This is a genomic window from Methylomonas paludis, assembly GCF_018734325.1.
GTDB lineage: Bacteria > Pseudomonadota > Gammaproteobacteria > Methylococcales > Methylomonadaceae > Methylomonas > Methylomonas paludis.
On record NZ_CP073754.1, the window covers coordinates 2,902,092 to 2,918,428 of the forward strand.

At 43.4% G+C, this 16,337-nt stretch carries 29 protein-coding genes; all 29 read right to left on the minus strand.

Annotation, left to right across the window (positions count from 1 at the left end; all coding sequences use genetic code 11):
• Nucleotides 1–7 precede the first annotated feature (7 nt).
• The 29 genes from KEF85_RS13030 to fusA all read right to left on the minus strand — a co-directional run bounded on the left by KEF85_RS13030 (nucleotide 8) and on the right by fusA (nucleotide 16,336).
• Entirely contained in the window at nucleotides 8–1,015 is a 1,008-nt protein-coding gene (locus KEF85_RS13030) for a DNA-directed RNA polymerase subunit alpha (protein ID WP_215581242.1), read from the minus strand.
• 19 nt (nucleotides 1,016–1,034) lie between these two features.
• Nucleotides 1,035–1,655: a 30S ribosomal protein S4 gene (rpsD, locus tag KEF85_RS13035; RefSeq protein WP_215581245.1), complete on the minus strand. Its 621-nt coding sequence runs from the start codon at nucleotides 1,653–1,655 to the stop codon at nucleotides 1,035–1,037.
• Between the two features lie 17 nt (nucleotides 1,656–1,672).
• Nucleotides 1,673–2,059 (minus strand): 30S ribosomal protein S11, encoded by a 387-nt coding sequence (gene rpsK, locus KEF85_RS13040; protein ID WP_215581247.1) that lies wholly within the window; start codon nucleotides 2,057–2,059, stop codon nucleotides 1,673–1,675.
• 25 nt (nucleotides 2,060–2,084) lie between these two features.
• Nucleotides 2,085–2,441: a 30S ribosomal protein S13 gene (rpsM, locus tag KEF85_RS13045; RefSeq protein WP_215581249.1), complete on the minus strand. Its 357-nt coding sequence runs from the start codon at nucleotides 2,439–2,441 to the stop codon at nucleotides 2,085–2,087.
• Between the two features lie 81 nt (nucleotides 2,442–2,522).
• Nucleotides 2,523–2,636, minus strand: coding sequence for a 50S ribosomal protein L36 (gene rpmJ / locus KEF85_RS13050; RefSeq protein ID WP_215581251.1), 114 nt, complete (start codon nucleotides 2,634–2,636; stop codon nucleotides 2,523–2,525).
• Nucleotides 2,637–2,656: 20 nt separating this feature from the next.
• The gene (gene secY / locus KEF85_RS13055) at nucleotides 2,657–3,979 is read right to left on the minus strand and encodes a preprotein translocase subunit SecY (protein WP_215581253.1); all 1,323 of its coding nucleotides are present in this window, start codon (nucleotides 3,977–3,979) and stop codon (nucleotides 2,657–2,659) included.
• Nucleotides 3,980–4,414 carry a 50S ribosomal protein L15 gene (rplO, locus tag KEF85_RS13060; protein ID WP_215581255.1) on the minus strand — a complete coding sequence of 145 codons (435 nt, stop codon included), beginning with the start codon at nucleotides 4,412–4,414 and terminating at the stop codon, nucleotides 3,980–3,982.
• Nucleotides 4,414–4,599 carry a 50S ribosomal protein L30 gene (rpmD, locus tag KEF85_RS13065; protein ID WP_215581257.1) on the minus strand — a complete coding sequence of 62 codons (186 nt, stop codon included), beginning with the start codon at nucleotides 4,597–4,599 and terminating at the stop codon, nucleotides 4,414–4,416. The genes rplO and rpmD overlap by 1 nt, the downstream gene beginning before the upstream one ends.
• A gap of 3 nt (nucleotides 4,600–4,602) precedes the next feature.
• Nucleotides 4,603–5,109: a 30S ribosomal protein S5 gene (gene rpsE / locus KEF85_RS13070; protein WP_215581259.1), complete on the minus strand. Its 507-nt coding sequence runs from the start codon at nucleotides 5,107–5,109 to the stop codon at nucleotides 4,603–4,605.
• Between the two features lie 9 nt (nucleotides 5,110–5,118).
• Nucleotides 5,119–5,472 carry a 50S ribosomal protein L18 gene (gene rplR, locus KEF85_RS13075; protein ID WP_215581261.1) on the minus strand — a complete coding sequence of 118 codons (354 nt, stop codon included), beginning with the start codon at nucleotides 5,470–5,472 and terminating at the stop codon, nucleotides 5,119–5,121.
• A 9-nt stretch (nucleotides 5,473–5,481) separates the two neighbouring features.
• The gene (rplF, locus tag KEF85_RS13080; RefSeq protein ID WP_215581263.1) at nucleotides 5,482–6,015 is read right to left on the minus strand and encodes a 50S ribosomal protein L6; all 534 of its coding nucleotides are present in this window, start codon (nucleotides 6,013–6,015) and stop codon (nucleotides 5,482–5,484) included.
• 19 nt (nucleotides 6,016–6,034) lie between these two features.
• Nucleotides 6,035–6,430, minus strand: coding sequence for a 30S ribosomal protein S8 (gene rpsH / locus KEF85_RS13085; RefSeq protein ID WP_215581265.1), 396 nt, complete (start codon nucleotides 6,428–6,430; stop codon nucleotides 6,035–6,037).
• Between the two features lie 30 nt (nucleotides 6,431–6,460).
• Nucleotides 6,461–6,766, minus strand: a complete 306-nt coding sequence (gene rpsN / locus KEF85_RS13090; protein WP_215581268.1) for a 30S ribosomal protein S14 — start codon at nucleotides 6,764–6,766, stop codon at nucleotides 6,461–6,463.
• Nucleotides 6,767–6,776: 10 nt separating this feature from the next.
• Entirely contained in the window at nucleotides 6,777–7,316 is a 540-nt protein-coding gene (gene rplE, locus KEF85_RS13095) for a 50S ribosomal protein L5 (RefSeq protein ID WP_215581270.1), read from the minus strand.
• Nucleotides 7,317–7,328: 12 nt separating this feature from the next.
• Nucleotides 7,329–7,643, minus strand: coding sequence for a 50S ribosomal protein L24 (gene rplX, locus KEF85_RS13100; protein WP_215581272.1), 315 nt, complete (start codon nucleotides 7,641–7,643; stop codon nucleotides 7,329–7,331).
• A gap of 15 nt (nucleotides 7,644–7,658) precedes the next feature.
• Complete coding sequence (gene rplN, locus KEF85_RS13105) at nucleotides 7,659–8,027, minus strand: 50S ribosomal protein L14 (RefSeq protein ID WP_215581274.1); 369 nt, start codon at nucleotides 8,025–8,027, stop codon at nucleotides 7,659–7,661.
• Between the two features lie 30 nt (nucleotides 8,028–8,057).
• Nucleotides 8,058–8,321 carry a 30S ribosomal protein S17 gene (rpsQ, locus tag KEF85_RS13110; RefSeq protein ID WP_215581276.1) on the minus strand — a complete coding sequence of 88 codons (264 nt, stop codon included), beginning with the start codon at nucleotides 8,319–8,321 and terminating at the stop codon, nucleotides 8,058–8,060.
• Entirely contained in the window at nucleotides 8,318–8,515 is a 198-nt protein-coding gene (gene rpmC / locus KEF85_RS13115) for a 50S ribosomal protein L29 (protein ID WP_215581278.1), read from the minus strand. Before rpmC ends, rpsQ begins: the two co-directional genes overlap by 4 nt.
• The gene (rplP, locus tag KEF85_RS13120; RefSeq protein WP_020484808.1) at nucleotides 8,515–8,928 is read right to left on the minus strand and encodes a 50S ribosomal protein L16; all 414 of its coding nucleotides are present in this window, start codon (nucleotides 8,926–8,928) and stop codon (nucleotides 8,515–8,517) included. The genes rpmC and rplP overlap by 1 nt, the downstream gene beginning before the upstream one ends.
• 19 nt (nucleotides 8,929–8,947) lie before the next feature.
• On the minus strand, nucleotides 8,948–9,619 hold the full coding sequence (gene rpsC, locus KEF85_RS13125; RefSeq protein ID WP_215581280.1) for a 30S ribosomal protein S3: 672 nt from the start codon (nucleotides 9,617–9,619) through the stop codon (nucleotides 8,948–8,950).
• Between the two features lie 12 nt (nucleotides 9,620–9,631).
• The gene (rplV, locus tag KEF85_RS13130) at nucleotides 9,632–9,964 is read right to left on the minus strand and encodes a 50S ribosomal protein L22 (protein WP_215581282.1); all 333 of its coding nucleotides are present in this window, start codon (nucleotides 9,962–9,964) and stop codon (nucleotides 9,632–9,634) included.
• Between the two features lie 9 nt (nucleotides 9,965–9,973).
• Nucleotides 9,974–10,246 (minus strand): 30S ribosomal protein S19, encoded by a 273-nt coding sequence (gene rpsS / locus KEF85_RS13135; RefSeq protein WP_215581284.1) that lies wholly within the window; start codon nucleotides 10,244–10,246, stop codon nucleotides 9,974–9,976.
• Between the two features lie 12 nt (nucleotides 10,247–10,258).
• Entirely contained in the window at nucleotides 10,259–11,086 is an 828-nt protein-coding gene (gene rplB, locus KEF85_RS13140) for a 50S ribosomal protein L2 (RefSeq protein WP_215581287.1), read from the minus strand.
• A 31-nt stretch (nucleotides 11,087–11,117) separates the two neighbouring features.
• Nucleotides 11,118–11,417 carry a 50S ribosomal protein L23 gene (gene rplW / locus KEF85_RS13145; RefSeq protein WP_215581288.1) on the minus strand — a complete coding sequence of 100 codons (300 nt, stop codon included), beginning with the start codon at nucleotides 11,415–11,417 and terminating at the stop codon, nucleotides 11,118–11,120.
• On the minus strand, nucleotides 11,414–12,034 hold the full coding sequence (gene rplD, locus KEF85_RS13150) for a 50S ribosomal protein L4 (protein WP_215581290.1): 621 nt from the start codon (nucleotides 12,032–12,034) through the stop codon (nucleotides 11,414–11,416). The genes rplW and rplD overlap by 4 nt, the downstream gene beginning before the upstream one ends.
• Before the next feature lie 3 nt (nucleotides 12,035–12,037).
• Nucleotides 12,038–12,688 (minus strand): 50S ribosomal protein L3, encoded by a 651-nt coding sequence (gene rplC, locus KEF85_RS13155; protein ID WP_215581292.1) that lies wholly within the window; start codon nucleotides 12,686–12,688, stop codon nucleotides 12,038–12,040.
• Between the two features lie 30 nt (nucleotides 12,689–12,718).
• Nucleotides 12,719–13,030 (minus strand): 30S ribosomal protein S10, encoded by a 312-nt coding sequence (gene rpsJ / locus KEF85_RS13160; protein ID WP_013820389.1) that lies wholly within the window; start codon nucleotides 13,028–13,030, stop codon nucleotides 12,719–12,721.
• A gap of 5 nt (nucleotides 13,031–13,035) precedes the next feature.
• Nucleotides 13,036–14,226, minus strand: coding sequence for an elongation factor Tu (gene tuf / locus KEF85_RS13165; protein ID WP_215581294.1), 1,191 nt, complete (start codon nucleotides 14,224–14,226; stop codon nucleotides 13,036–13,038).
• A gap of 25 nt (nucleotides 14,227–14,251) precedes the next feature.
• Complete coding sequence (fusA, locus tag KEF85_RS13170; RefSeq protein ID WP_215581296.1) at nucleotides 14,252–16,336, minus strand: elongation factor G; 2,085 nt, start codon at nucleotides 16,334–16,336, stop codon at nucleotides 14,252–14,254.
• Between the last annotated feature and the right edge of the window lies 1 nt (nucleotide 16,337).

A 16,337-nucleotide genomic window follows, 5' to 3' on the forward strand; every position in this document is an offset into this window, starting at 1 on the left:
CTTAATTTCAAATTCCAACTTGGGATTGATCTGCTAAATTTTCAGGTGGCCAGTTTTCTAGGCGCATACCCAAAGACAGACCTTTCAGAGCCAATATGTCTTTTATTTCGGTTAATGATTTTTTACCCAGATTAGGCGTACGCAATAACTCAACTTCGGTACGCTGAATCAGATCACCTATGTAGAAAATATTTTCAGCTTTTAAGCAGTTCGCCGAACGTACGGTTAACTCCAGATCATCAACAGGTCTTAATAAAACGGGATCAAAAGCCTGTTCTTCGATAATTTCTTCTTCATAAACCTGTTCATTAACTTTTTCAAAGTCAACGAAGACGGAAAGCTGATCGTGCAATATTGAAGCCGCCAGTTTAATGACTTGCTCAGGATCAACAGTACCGTTGGTTTCCAGCTCAATAATTAATTTATCCAGATTTGTGCGCTGTTCTACCCGCGTTGTTTCAACATGGTAAGCCACTTTGATAATCGGGCTGAATGCCGCATCAACCATCAACACACCAACTGGCGCATCTTCAAATTGTTCTTTTCTGACGCTAGCCGGCACATAACCTCTACCACGCTCAACCTTAATTCGAATATTGAAGGCACTATCTTGAGTAATGTTGGCAATCACCAAATCCGGATTTATGATCTCAACGTTATGCGGTATCTCCAGATCACGAGCCGTTACTTTACCAACGCCTTTTTTGGAAAGCGTCAAGGTAACTTCATCTTTTCCGTGTATTACTACAGCCAATTTTTTTAAATTCAGGATGATATCAATAACATCTTCCTGAACACCTTCAATGGTGGTAAATTCGTGCAACACACCATCAATAGCTAATTCGGTTACTGCACATCCTGGAATAGAAGAAAGCATAACGCGTCTGAGTGCATTACCTAAGGAATGCCCAAAGCCGCGCTCTAACGGTTCGATCACAATTCTCGAATGGTTGGCCGTTTCGCTGACTACCTCAACTAACCGAGGCTTCAAAAGACCAACAATGGAACTCTGCATAGTTTAAATCCTGGAATGATTACTTGGAATAAAGCTCAACAACTAACTGCTCGTTGATATCAGAACCTAATTCAGCGCGATCTGGAACAGCTTTGAAAATACCGCTCATATCTTTTGGGTTAACTTCTACCCATGATGGAAAGCCGTATTGCTCAGTCACTGTCAAAGAATCTTTAATACGTTGCTGGGTTTTAGCTTTTTCACGAATTTTAACCTGATCACCTGCGCTTAATTGGTAAGACGCAATGTTGATGGTTTGATCATTGACCTGAATAGCTTTGTGCGATACTAATTGTCTGGCTTCGGCACGAGTAGAGGCATAGCCCATACGGTACACAACGTTATCTAAACGCGACTCCAGAAAGTTCAGCAAATTCTGACCGGTTGCACCTTTTTGGAGGTCAGCCGCTTTATAATAGTTTCTGAACTGTTTCTCAAGAACACCATAAATCCGACGCAGACGCTGTTTTGCACGTAACTGAATAGCATAATCGGAGTTTCTGGTACGTTTCGCACCATGCTGTCCGGGACGCTGATCCAACTTACATTTACCTTCTAGCGATTTACCTCTGCTCTTGAGAAATAAATCAGTGCCTTCTCTTCTACTTAATTTGCAGGATGGCCCAAGATATCTTGCCATTTAATTACTCCAATATCCTAAACACGACGTTTCTTTGGTGGACGGCATCCGTTGTGCGGGATAGGCGTAACATCCACAATATTTGTTATTTTAAAACCTAGATTATTAAGCGATCTAACCGCTGATTCCCGACCTGGGCCAGGACCTTTAATCAAAACATCCAGGTTTTTCATTCCATATTCTTGAGCGACGGCGCCAGCTTTTTCCGCAGCGACCTGTGCAGCAAATGGCGTGCTCTTCCTTGACCCTCTAAAACCAGAGCCACCGGAGGTTGCCCAGGACAGTGCATTGCCTTTTCTATCAGTGATAGTCACAATAGTATTATTAAAGGATGCATGTACATGCACAATTCCATCGGATACTTCTTTTTTTATCCGCTTTTTTACTCGATTTTGAGTTGCCATCTACTTACCTTATATCTCTTGAATCTTATTTAGTGACGGGTTTTCTAGGACCTTTTCTTGTCCGAGCGTTAGTGCGTGTACGCTGGCCTCTTAAGGGCAAGCCACGGCGATGACGAATGCCGCGATAGCAACCCAGATCCATCAACCGCTTTATATTCATAGAGACTTCTCTTCTGAGATCGCCTTCCACTGTCATTCCAGCTATAATCTTACGGATAGACTCAACCTGTTCTTCGGACAATTCACGAATTTTTACACTCGCTTCAATTCCGAGTTCACTGCAAATTTCTTTTGCAGTTTGTCTGCCAATGCCATAAATAGCGGTTAACGCAATACCCGCATGTTTGTGATCAGCTACGTTAATACCGGCAATACGCGCCATTCAGATACTCCCAGATCGGTACTATAAATATAAAGTTTAGCCGATTATTATATCAGCCTTGAAAATAATTTGCAAAAAAATCTAACCTTGACGTTGCTTGTGGCGGCCATCCTTACAGATAACCCTCACTACTCCGTTTCTTTTAATGATTTTGCAACTTTTGCAGATTGCTTTTATGGATGCTCGCACTTTCATAATTTAACTCCAATAATTTGTTATTTTTTCAGGTTCGCTTTTTTCAATAGACCTTCATATTGTTGAGACATCAAGTGCGTTTGCATTTGTGATATGAAATCCATGACAACGACGACGATAATCAATAATGAAGTGCCACCAAATGAAAAAGGCACGTTCCAGTAAACGATCAAAAATTCTGGCAGCAAGCAAATTAAAGTAATGTACACCGCACCTATTAAGGTCAAACGTGTCATGACTTTATCAATATACTTAGTGGTTTGAATACCTGGTCTGATCCCTGGTAAAAAAGCCCCTGATTTTTTCAGATTGTCCGCAGTTTCTTTTGAATTAAAGACCAACGCGGTATAGAAAAAACAAAAGAACACGATGGCTATGGCGTAACAAAGCACATAAACTGGCTGACCTGGCGACAATACTGTCGATATATCCTGCAACCAGCCAAAGCCATCTACATTACCAAACCACCCGGCAATAGTGGCCGGAAACAAAATGATACTGGAGGCAAAAATAGGCGGAATTACGCCAGCCATATTAAGCTTCAAAGGCAAAAACGAACTTTGCCCAGCATACATTTTATTGCCTTGCTGTCTTTTCGGGTAATTTATCAAAATACGCCGTTGACCGCGCTCGACAAATACCACAATACCTGTAACCGCAACGGCAAGAGCAAACAGCACGATAATAAAGGCGCTGTTCATTTCACCGGTTCTGGCCAATTCCAGCGTACCGCCGATAGCATGTGGCAAGCCGGAAACGATACCGGCAAAGATAATTAGCGAAATACCATTACCAATACCGCGTTCGGTAACCTGTTCACCCAGCCACATTAAAAATATGGTACCGGTAACCAAGGTAATGGTGGTAACCACTACAAAACCTAAGCCGGGTTGTATCACTACAGCCAGACCACCCGCTGTCTGATTTTCCAGGGCTAACGATATACCAACGGACTGAAACATGGCCAAAACTACGGTACCATAACGCGTGTATTGCGAAATTTTGCGCCGTCCTGACTCACCTTCCTTTTTCAGCTGTTCCATAGCAGGAATGACAATCGTCATTAACTGCATAATGATGGAAGCCGAAATATAAGGCATAATCCCTAGTGCAAACAGGCTTAAACGCATTAAAGCGCCACCCGAAAACATATTGAACATGTCCAAAATGGATCCGGACTGTTGCTGAAACATGGTTGCCAATGCGTTCGGATCAATTCCGGGAACCGGAATATGCGCACCGACTCTGTAGACAACAAATGCGCCCAATACGAATAGCAATCTGGATTTTAATTCGCCGAAACGAAATTTTCCAGCTGGAATATCATAGCCTTTAGTACTCACTTATGCCTCAACTTTGCCGCCAGCAGCTTCAATTGCCAGTCTAGCACCGTCTGTTACATTGAGTCCTTTTAATGTCAGCGATTTAGTAACGGTGCCGGTGTTGACCAGTTTGATTTTTTTAGAAAAAACCGGAACGACATTACTGTCAATCAATACCTGTAAATCAATGACATCAACACCCAAACCATTCAGCTCGCTCAATCTTACTTCTGCAGTAAATTTTTTGGTACGCGAAGTAAAACCCACTTTTGGCAAACGACGTTGTAAAGGCATCTGACCACCTTCAAAACCAACTTTATGATAGCCACCGCTACGTGCTTTTTGACCTTTATGGCCTCTACCGCAGGTTTTACCATCAGTTGAGCCTATACCTCTACCAACACGCTTAGCTTTTTTTCTGGAGCCAGGTGCTGCTTGGATAGCATTTAAATACATTAGACTTCCTCAACTTTAACCATATATGCAACTTTATTGATCATCCCGCGATTCTCTGGGGTATCAATGACATTGACGACTTGGCGGATCCGGCTCAGACCCAAACCTTTCAAGCAAAGTTGATGGTCTTTTAAGCGACCATGTTTGCTTTTAGTCATCGTGACACTTAATGTTTTGACTGACATATATCACCCTGTAATTTGTTCAACGCTCAAACCGCGTTTCGATGCAATATGCTTGGCATCATGCATGGAAGTAAGACCATTAATTGTGGCTCTTACCACATTGATAGGATTACTGGTACCTATACATTTAGCCAGGACATTATGTACGCCTACCACTTCGAAGACAGCGCGCATAGCGCCACCGGCAATAATTCCGGTACCTTCAGAAGCAGGCTGCATGTAAACTTTGGCCGCTCCGGTATTTGACATAACAGAATATTGCAGAGTGCCTTCTTTCAGTGCTACTTTGCGCATATTCTTGCGCGCCTGTTCCAGTGATTTTTGAATCGCGACTGGTACTTCACGGGCTTTGGAAACACCATAACCAACGCGACCATCGCCATCGCCAACAACTGTCAGCGCCGCAAAACCAAAAACCCGACCACCTTTTACTACTTTTGCCACGCGGCGAACGGAAACCAATTTTTCTTGCAAACCGTCTGTACTACCTTGAGCTGGTGCTGTTGCCATAATATTCCCCTAAAATTTCAATCCGGCTTCACGTGCAGCATCTGCTAATGCTTTGACGCGACCATGATATTTAAATCCTGAGCGATCAAATGCAACCTCAGTCACGCCAGCAGCAATCGCTTTTGCAGCAATAGATTTACCCACTTCAATTGCGGCTTCAATATTACTGGTGTTTTTAACAGCGGATTTTACTTCGCCTTGCACGGTTGATGCAGCAGCCAGGGTAGATTTACCATCGCTACTTAACACCTGCGCATAGATATGCAGGGAAGTACGGTGGATAGTCAGGCGGTTAACGTCCAACTTTTTAATTTTGCTTCTTATTTTTAAAGCTCTTTTACTTCTGGAAGATTTCTTTTCCATCACGGTTACCTATTTTTTCTTAGCTTCTTTTCTAGCAACATATTCATCAGCAATCCGCACACCTTTACCTTTATAAGGTTCTGGCGGCCGTAAGGCTCTTATTTCTGATGCCACTTGTCCGACTTTTTGTTTGTCGCTACCTTTTACCAAAAGCTCAGTTTGCGTTGGAGCTTCAATAGTTACCCCTTCAGGAATTGGATATTCGACCGGATTTGAGTATCCCAAAGAAAGTGTCAGCAAATTGTCTTTGACTTGTGCTCTATAACCGACACCAACCAATAACATTTTTTTAACAAAACCTTCGGAAACGCCTTTAACCATATTGTTAATGGAGGCACGAGCTGTACCAGCCAAGGCTTTTGCACCTTTGACGTTGTCGTTCCATTTAATTCTGATTGAATCGGCATCAATATCCAATTCAAGAGAATCGCGGATACCGAAACTCAATTCACCTAATTTGCCTTTGACCTGGATTAAATTCTCACTCAGATTGATTTCCACACCTGAGGGTACTGTAATTGGAGCATTAGCTACTCTTGACATAAATATCTCCTATTATTTCCTAGCAAACGGTGCAGAGAACTTCGCCACCGTGACCAATGGCACGGGCAGCACGATCAGTCATAACACCGTTTGAGGTCGAGACTATAGCGATGCCAAGACCACCTAACACTTTAGGCAGTTCATCTTTCGATCTATAAATTCTTAAACCAGGCCGGCTGATGCGTTTGACGTTTTCAATAACCGGTACACCATTGAAATATTTTAATTCAACCGTCATCTCGGAATGGGAACCGTTCGCTTCAACTTTATAATCTGTAATATAGCCTTCTTCTTTTAAAACTTTGGCAATAGCCAGTTTTAATTTTGATGAAGGGATTTTTACACTTTTCTTTCCAGCAGATTGACCATTTCTAATTCTGGTCAACATATCTGCTATTGGATCTGTCATGCTCATATTATTTCTCCAAATACCACTGACCAGAAATTACCAACTAGCTTTTGACAAGCCGGGTACATCACCACGCATTGTGGCTTCCCTGAGCTTGTTCCGGCTAAGACCGAATTTTCTGTAATAACCATGCGGACGACCCGTCAGGTTACAGCGGTTGCGTAACCGTGATGCGCTGGAATCCCTAGGCAATTTTTGCAGCTGGATTTGAGCATTTTCTTTTTCTTCATAAGAAGTGTTTGGTGATCTGATCACTTCTTTTAATGCGCTACGTTTTGCATTATATTTTTTGATCAAATTAGCGCGTTTTACTTCGCGCGCTATCATAGATTTCTTAGCCATAATATCGCCCTTAGTTTTTAAATGGAAAATTGAATAGTTTCAACAACGCCAAACCTTCTTCGTCTGTAGTGGCGGTTGTTGTGATACAAATATCCAAACCACGCAGGGTGTCGATTTTATCGTAATCTATTTCAGGAAATATAATTTGCTCTTTAATGCCCAGAGTATAGTTACCGCGTCCATCAAAACTTTTAGAATTTAAACCACGAAAATCCCGGATCCGCGGAATTGAAATGGTGATCAAACGATCAAAAAACTCGTACATTTTGGCACCGCGCAGGGTAACCTTACAACCAATCGGCATGTTGTCACGAATTTTAAATCCAGCAATTGATTTTCTGGACAAGGTAACTACTGCTTTTTGGCCGGCAATTTTTTCCATATCTGCTACAGCGGATTGCAATACCTTTTTATCGGCAATTGCACCACCTACACCCATATTCAGGGTGATTTTAGTCAGCTTTGGCACCTGCATTACACTTTGGTAACCGAACTGTTCCAGCAATGCAGGGATAATTTCCTGTTTGTATTTTGATTCTAGTCTTGCCATAACTTTATCCCCTTAGAGACTGACAACATCGTTGGTTGATTTAAAAAATCTGACTTTTTTTCCTTCATCAAATCTAAAACCGACACGATCTGCTTTTTTTGTCTTAGGATTGAATAAAGCCACATTGGATATATCGATGGGCATGTCTTTTTCGACGATTCCGCCTGAAACGCCCAGATTAGGATTACCTTTTTGGTGTTTTTTCGCTCTATTAACACCTTCAACGATAATCCTGTTATTTTCCAATATTTTTGCAACTTTCCCTAATTTGCCTTTATCTTTTCCGGTGATGACAATAACTTCATCGCCTTGCTTAATTTTTTGCATTTTTGGTACCTTTACTTATAAAACTTCTGGCGCCAGAGATATAATTTTCATAAATTTATCTCCTCTTAATTCGCGGGTAACCGGTCCAAAAATACGTGTGCCTATAGGCTGAAGCTGGTTGTTCAAAATGACTGCCGCATTTCCGTCAAAACGAATCACAGAACCATCTGCTCTGCGCACACCTTTACGGGTTCTTACCACTAAGGCGTTATATACATCCCCTTTTTTAACCCGGGTTCTAGGCATGGCATCTTTAATACTTACTTTGATGATATCACCAATACCAGCATAACGCCGGTGTGAACCACCTAGTACTTTGATACACATGACCTTTTTGGCACCGCTGTTGTCGGCGACGTCAAGGCTAGTTTGCATCTGAATCATTTTGAATTACCTAACTTGTAGTTCGATTAATTATTTATTAGAAGCTTCTAAAACTTCTACCAACGTAAAGGTTTTGCGTTTAGAAATTGGCCGGCTGGATGTAATAGAAACGATATCACCTTCCTGACATTGATTGGCTTCATCATGTACCAGAAATTTGGTAGATCTTTTTACATATTTACCGTACACAGGATGTTTCACCAAACGCTCTACTAATACAGCTACGGTTTTATCCATTTTATTGCTGACCACCCGACCAGTGACGGTGCGGACTTTTTCTACATTATTGCTCATACATTAACTCTCGCCTTTTCACTTAAAATGGTATTGATACGGGCAATATCACGTCTTACCTGTTTAACCTGGCTTGATTTGGCGAGTTGTCCAGTTCCTTTTTGCATTCTTAAATTGAACTGTTCACGAGCTAATTCAAAAAGTGTTGTGTTTAACTCTTCTTTGGTTTTGGTACGCAATTCTGTCGCATTCATTACATTATAGTCCGTGCAGAAAATGTTGTTTTAACCGGCAATTTTGCAGCTGCAAGTTCAAAGGCTTCACGGGCCAACTCTTCCGAGACGCCCTCAATTTCAAACAGCATGGTACCAGGCTTAATCTGTGCCACCCAGTATTCAACGCTACCTTTACCTTTACCCATCCGCACTTCCAATGGTTTTTTAGTGATCGGTTTATCAGGGAAAATTCTGATCCAGATTTTCCCACCCCGTTTCACATGCCGACTGATAGCACGACGTGCCGCCTCAATTTGGCGGGCAGTCATTCTACCACGACTTACCGACTTTAATCCATACTCACCGAAGCTGACCGAAGAGCCGCGCAGGGCTGTACCGTTATTTCTGCCGGTGTGTTGTTTACGAAATTTAGTTCTTTTTGGCTGAAGCATTTTCTTATGATCCCTTCAACTATTTTTTAGAATCAGCATTCAGGGATGCTGTGTGAGCATCCAGGTCGAATACTTCACCTTTGAAAATCCAGACTTTGATGCCTATAATTCCGTAAGTGGTTTTCGCTTCAGCTGTACCGTAATCAATGTCTGCACGTAAGGTATGCAATGGCACCCGACCTTCTCTATACCATTCGGTACGAGCAATTTCTGCACCATTCAGACGACCGGCAACGGTGATTTTTATTCCTTCTGCACCTAAACGCATGGTATTGGTCACGGCACGTTTCATGGCGCGGCGATACATAATACGTTTTTCCAACTGTTGAGCAATGCTTTCTGCCACCAGATAAGCATCCAATTCAGGCTTTCTGATTTCTTCAACATTTAACTGAACGGGGACGCCCATCATTTTTGAGATTTCTTGTCTCAAAACATCGATATCTTCACCTTTTTTACCAATAACGATACCAGGCCGCGCTGTGTGCACGGTGATATTAGCGTTATTAGCCGGCCGATTAATCTGTACCCGACTAACTGATGCGTGTGCCAACTTCTTTTTAATATACTCGCGAACTTTCAGATCCTGTAACAGAAAAATCGGGTAATTCTGGCTATTTGCATACCATCTGGAAGTCCAATCTTTAACTATCCCCAGGCGTATGCCTGTAGGATGAACTTTTTGACCCATCTTATACCTCTATTAGTTTTCTGATACTTTGATTGTTATGTGACATGTTCTTTTGAGTATGTGATTGGCTCGGCCTTTGGCTCTCGCGCTTACTCTTTTTAAGGTTGTGCCTTCATTCACAAAAACTGTTGAAACACGCAACTCATCAACATCAGCGCTTTCATTGTGCTCCGCATTGGCAATAGCCGACTCCAGGACTTTTTTAATAATCCCGGCGGCTTTTTTAGAGCTGAAAGTCAAAAGGTTCAGGGCTTTCTCAACAGGCAGGCCGCGAATTTGGTCACCAACTAATCTGGCTTTTTGTGCAGATAAAGGTGCATTGCTTAATTTGGCTGAAACTTCCATATTAACTCCTTATCTCGATTTTTTATCAATAATATGGCCTTTATAGGTTCTGGTTGGCGAAAATTCCCCCAACTTGTGACCGACCATGTTTTCTGAAATCAAGACAGGAACATGTTGCTTGCCATTGTGCACTGCTATGGTCAAGCCCAGCATATCCGGGCTGATCATCGATCTTCTCGACCAAGTTTTAATTGGTTTCCTATTATTTGTTCTCACTGCTTCTTCTACTTTTTTAAGCAGATGATGATCAATAAATGGACCTTTTTTAATTGAACGCGGCACGTCTGATACCTCTTATTTTTGCTTACGGCGTCTAACAATCATATTGTCAGTACGTTTATTTTTACGAGTTTTATAACCTTTAGTGGGTGTACCCCAAGGTGATACTGGGTGACGACCACCAGATGTTCTGCCTTCACCACCGCCATGTGGGTGATCGACCGGGTTCATCGCCACACCGCGCACGGTTGGTCTGACACCACGCCATCTTTTTGCACCCGCTTTGCCGAGCGATATCAGATTATGCTCGGAATTGGAAACTTCACCTACCACAGCTTTACAATCAGCCATGACTTTTCTCATCTCACCTGAACGTAAACGTAAGGTGACGTAGGCTCCATCTTTGGCGACCAATTGTACTGAGGTACCAGCACTTCTGGCGATTTGTGCACCTTTACCTGGTTTCAATTCCACACAATGCAAGGTTGTACCCAGCGGCATATTGCGTAATGGCATGCAGTTGCCAGGCTTTACCGGTGTGGTTTCCGAGCTTAACAGCTCCTGACCAACTTCGATACCCTTAGGGGCAATTACATAGCGACGCTCGCCATCTTTGAACAAGATTAATGCAATGTTAGCTGTACGATTAGGATCGTATTCGATCCGTTCCACGACGGCCGGGATGTCGGTTTTGTCTCTTTTAAAGTCAACAATGCGGTAGAATTTTTTATGTCCACCACCGATGTGTCGTGTTGTTATCCTTCCAGAATTATTCCGACCACCAGTTTTGCTCTTTTTATCGAGTAGTTGTGCAAATGGCTTACCCTTATGCAAATCATTATTTTGTACACTTACTACAAACCGAGAACCTGGAGATGTCGGCTTTGATTTTAGAATAGCCATGCTTTTCTACCGCTCCTATTGATCTTTTAAATTAAGCCGTTGCTAATTCAATACTGTGTCCAGACTGCAATTTTACATATGCTTTTTTCCAGTCTGAGCGTTTACCTATAGAACGTCCGAAACGTTTTATTTTACCTTTTACATTCAGTACGCGAACAGATTCGACTTTAACACCGAACATCAATTCTACGGACTTTTTAATTTGCAGCTTGGTAGCTGTCTTTTTAACCTTAAAAACAAATTGATTGCTTTGATCCGCAGCGTTTGCACTTTTTTCGGATACGATAGGTGCATACAACACGTTGGCTAATAATATATTTTCGCTACTCATGCCAAACGCTCCTCAATTTGTTTCAAAGCAGTCGTGCTTACAATTACTTTATCGGCATAAACCAAAGATACCGGATCAACACTGATTGGAGTCAGTATGGCCACATTGGGCAGGTTTCTGGCAGCCAATATCAAATTATCAGTCAGCTCATCCGCAACAATCAGTAATCTGCCTTCAGTAATTCCTTTAATTTTGCCCAGGAATTCTTTTGTTTTGGGTGCAGATGGGACAAAATCGTTAAATACTGCCAATCTATCTTGTCTTAACAACTCAGAAAATATTGAACGTATACCGACTTTATACATTTTTTTGTTCAGTTTTTGATCAAATGATCTAGGCTGAGCAGCAAAACTTACCCCACCAGTACGCCAGATTGGCCCACGTGTGGTACCAGCACGCGCACGGCCTGTACCTTTTTGCCGAAAAGGCTTGGCACCGCCGCCGCTAACTGCAGCACGATTTTTTTGGGCTTTAGTACCGGCGCGCGCTGCTGAAAGGTATTTTGTCACCAGCTGATGTACTAAAGTTTCATTAAAATCCTGACCGAACACCGCTTCTGAAACATCCAGTGCTTGGGCAGAATCTTGATTGCCGATTGCAGGTACTAGCAAACTCATAATTTAACCTTTATTTATTTTTTTTACTGCGGGTGTGATTATGACGTCACCGCCTTTCGCACCTGGGACAGCACCTTTGACCAAAATCAAATTTCTATCCAAATCTACAGAATGAATAGTCAGATTTTGCACGGTTGTTTTAACATTACCCATTTGTCCACACATTTTTTTGCCTTTGAAAACCCGGCCCGGAGTTTGGTTCATACCATTTGAACCAGGTACCCGATGTGAACGCGAGTTACCGTGAGTGGCATCCTGTGTTCTAAAATTATGTCTTTTCACGGTACCGGCAAAACCTTTACCAATACTAGTACCTGAGACATCCACAATTTGACCCGCCGCGAACACGTCAGCTTTTAATTCGGAACCGGCAGACAGCTCTTGACCTTCGTCGCTTTTTAATCTGAATTCCCACAAGCCGCGACCCGCAGTGACATTTGCACTTGCATAATGTCCGGCCAGCGCCTTATTGACTTTCGAAGATTTCACATCTCCTGCCGCAATCTGAATTGCCCGATAACCATCGGTTTCCAGGTCTTTCACCTGAATCACCCGATTGGATTCTATTTGCAATACTGTTACTGGCACGGAAACGCCATCTTCACCAAAAATTCGGGTCATACCACATTTACGACCTACAAGACCTATTGACATCTGCCAATCCCTCTAAAATATAACTTCGCTTTATTTAAGCTTAATTTGAACATCAACCCCAGCCGCCAGATCCAGTTTCATCAGGGCATCTACGGTTTTATCGGTTGGCTCTACAATATCAAGCAATCTTTTGTAAGTTCTCAATTCATATTGATCCCGCGCGTCTTTATTAACGTGCGGAGAAATCAATATGGTAAAACGTTCTTTTCTGGTCGGCAAAGGAATCGGGCCTTTAACTTGGGCACCGGTGCGCTTTGCAGTTTCGACAATTTCACCTGCCGATTGATCAATCAACTTGTGATCGAACGCTTTTAATTGGATACGTATAGTTTGATTTGCCATTCTGCTTACTCTATGATTGAAGCAACAACACCGGCGCCGACAGTACGGCCACCTTCACGGATGGCAAAACGCAAACCATCTTCCATCGCAATGGGAGAAATCAGTTTGACGATTACCGAGATATTATCGCCAGGCATAACCATTTCCACACCTTCGGGCAAATCCACAGCTCCGGTTACGTCGGTCGTTCTAAAGTAGAACTGTGGACGGTAGCCGTTGAAGAATGGCGTATGACGACCACCCTCTTCTTTGGATAATACGTAAATTTCGGCATTGAAATGTGCGTGTGGTTTGATGCTGTTAACGTGAGCCAATACTTGACCACGTTCAACGTCATCACGTTTGGTGCCGCGTAACAGTACACCTACGTTATCGCCTGCCTGACCTTGATCCAGCAGTTTGCGGAACATTTCCACACCGGTGCAAGTGGTTTTAACGGTTGGTTTAATGCCAACGATTTCGACCTCTTCACCTACTTTAATAATGCCACGCTCAACACGTCCGGTTACGACAGTACCACGACCGGAAATGGAGAAAACGTCTTCGATAGGCATCAGGAATTTACCGTCGATTGCCCGCTCTGGCTCTGGAATATAGCTGTCTAATGCTTCTACCAGTCTGACCACTGAAGGTACGCCGATTTCACTGGTGTCGCCTTCCAGGGCTTTCAGGGCTGAACCCACGATGATCGGGGTGTCGTCGCCTGGGAATTCGTATTGGTTTAACAGTTCGCGAATTTCCATTTCAACCAGTTCGATCAATTCAGCATCGTCGACCATGTCGGCTTTGTTCAGGAATACCACGATATAAGGTACGCCAACCTGTCTTGACAACAGGATATGCTCACGGGTTTGTGGCATTGGGCCATCCGCTGCAGAGCAAACCAGAATCGCACCATCCATTTGCGCCGCACCAGTGATCATGTTTTTAACATAGTCAGCATGGCCTGGGCAGTCTACGTGAGCGTAGTGGCGTTTGGCTGATTCGTATTCTACGTGCGAGGTCGAAATAGTAATACCGCGCGCACGCTCTTCTGGCGCATTGTCGATTTGATCGAAAGCTTTTACTTCGCCGCCTTGCAGCTCGGCCATTACTTTGGTCAATGCCGCTGTTAATGTGGTCTTACCGTGGTCAACGTGACCAATGGTTCCTACGTTAACGTGCGGTTTTTTTCTTTCAAATTTTTCTTTTGCCATGAGTCAATACCTAATAATTTTGGAATCAAGATACTTTTCTAATTATAGCTTCCGCAATATTTGCAGGTGCTTCGTTATATTTTTCAAACTGCATACTATATGTTGCCCTTCCCTGAGTCGCTGACCTAAGATCGGTCGCGTATCCAAACATTTCGGCCAGTGGTACTTCGCATTCTATGGCTTTTCCTGCCGGCAGATCACTCATTCCGTGTATCATGCCTCTACGCCGCGCAATATCACCGACTACCTCACCCATATAGTCTTCGGGTGTTACCACCTCAACCTTCATGATGGGTTCAAGCAACACTGGATTTGCAGTTTCCGCGCCATCCCTGAAGCCTATGGATCCTGCTATTTTGAAAGCCATTTCATTCGAATCCACATCATGATATGACCCATCGAACAAGCTAACTTTTACATCCACAACCGGAAAACCAGCTATTATGCCATTTTCCATCTGTTCTTGTATGCCTTTATCAATCGCCGGTATGTATTCTTTTGGAATCGAACCACCGACAACTGCGTTTATGAACTGATAACCTGCGCCTAATTCATTAGGCTCCAGCCTTAGCCACACGTGCCCATACTGACCGCGGCCACCGGATTGCCGGATAAATTTACCCTCGCATTCAACGGTTTTTTTAATGGTTTCCCGATACGCCACCTGTGGCGCACCAATATTGGCGCTGACATTAAATTCGCGCTTCATCCGGTCAACAATAATTTCCAGATGTAATTCACCCATCCCGGAAATGATAGTTTGCCCTGATTCAGCATCGCTACTCACCCGGAAGGAGGGATCTTCTTGTGCCAACCTTGCCAAGGCCGCACCCATTTTGTCTTGGTCAGCCTTAGTTTTTGGCTCTACCGCTATCGAGATCACCGGTTCGGGAAACTCCATGCGCTCCAACACAATCGGCGCGTTTATGTCGCAAAACGTATCTCCAGTCGTTACGTCTTTTAAGCCTATCACAGCAGCTATATCACCGGCCCTGACTTCAGCTAACTCTTCACGACTATTGGCATGCATCTGTACAATACGACCAATACGTTCTTTTTTATTTTTCGCGGCATTTAATACTGCCTCGCCGGATTTTAAAACCCCGGAGTAAACCCGAATAAAAGTTAATATGCCAACATATGGATCCGTGGCAATTTTAAATGCCAAAGCTGCAAACGGTTGCTGATCATCAGCGGTCCGTTCTACACTTGCGTCTGCGCATTTGACCGCTTCTTTGTCTAAGGGCGACGGCAAATAATCGATCACGCCATCCAATAAGCTTTGCACGCCTTTATTTTTAAAGGCCGACCCACAATACACTGGCACTATCTTGTTCAGTAATACTTGCGACCTGATACCCTGTTTGATCTCAGCATCGCTCAGCACACCTTCTTCTAAATATTTCTCTGTCAGCGCCTCACTTCCTTCAGCCGCTGCTTCAATAATCTTTTCACGCCATTTTTCAGCGTCATTCCGCATTTCTGCAGGAACCGGCTCTGTTCTAAATACCAAGCCCATACTGGCATCATCCCAATAAATTGCTTCCATCCGCAATAAATCTACGACACCAATAAAATTTTCTTCACTGCCTATCGGCAATTGTACCGGCACCACATTGGCACCTAAACGGGTTTTGATTTGCTCAACCACCCGAAGAAAATTCGCCCCTACCCTATCCATCTTGTTGATGAAGGCTAAGCGCGGCACATGATATTTATTAGCCTGCCGCCAAACCGTCTCTGATTGCGGCTCTACACCACCTACTGCACAAAACACTGCACAGGCACCATCTAGAACCCGTAATGACCGTTCCACTTCGATGGTAAAATCGACATGTCCCGGTGTATCAATGATATTGATGCGATGCTGAGGATACTGCTTTTCCATACCTAGCCAGAAACATGTAGTTGCTGCTGAAGTAATAGTAATACCTCTTTCCTGCTCTTGCTCCATCCAGTCCATTGTGGCAGTGCCGTCATGCACCTCCCCTAACTTATGCGAGACACCGGTATAAAACAGGATCCGCTCTGTAGTGGTGGTTTTGCCGGCATCAATATGGGCCATGATGCCTATATTACGATAGCGCTCTATAGGTGTTACTCTAGCCACC